The 619-nt window shown below is 43.6% G+C and carries 1 protein-coding gene; it reads right to left on the bottom strand.

The features are described 5' to 3' along the window. Positions 1-619: type VI secretion system tip protein VgrG (gene vgrG / locus J3U63_RS13245; RefSeq protein ID WP_267371862.1), on the bottom strand; the 619-nt coding region annotated here is incomplete at both ends.

A 619-nucleotide genomic window follows, 5' to 3' on the forward strand; every position in this document is an offset into this window, starting at 1 on the left:
CCTTGTTCGTAATCACTTAAGACCATAACATCACAATTGTGCTCAGCATGCGTTTCAAAACGAAACCAAATCCCCACATCGGCTAAAATTCGTTGAATAAAGGTCAGGTCACTCTCCTGCCATTGGGTGATAAGCTCCCGGACCGGATAACGATTTTTTAATTCTAAACGGTAGTCAATGCCGGTAAAACCATGTCCACGCAGCACCTCTTCAACAACGCCCACCACACTCAAATTTTGAAAAATAGCGCTGTTATGACTGAGTGCCAGCTTTGCCAGCACCGAGGACAATACCACCTGATAGTGCGCTTGCTCTTTATTGACCGATAACTGACTAAACTCAGTAATCACCCCGTATACAATGCGTAAATCGCCTGACGATAACAAGTCGGTCAACGAGGGATCGAGCGGAGCAAAAGCACTTAAGGTATTAAGCGTTTGCGTTACCTTTGAGACAATATTGAAATTATTCGCTGGGTGAAAAATAAATGCGGCTTTTTGATTTAAAACCGAGTCAAGCGTGAGGTGTTTATCTGAACTTGTAAAAGAAATGCGATAATGCCAGGGCTGGTTAAGGGCTTCATCACTGCTTACCTCTAATACCGATATTGCTGAGCCTA

The organism is Gilliamella sp. B2838 (assembly GCF_026536185.1).
Classification (GTDB): domain Bacteria; phylum Pseudomonadota; class Gammaproteobacteria; order Enterobacterales; family Orbaceae; genus Gilliamella.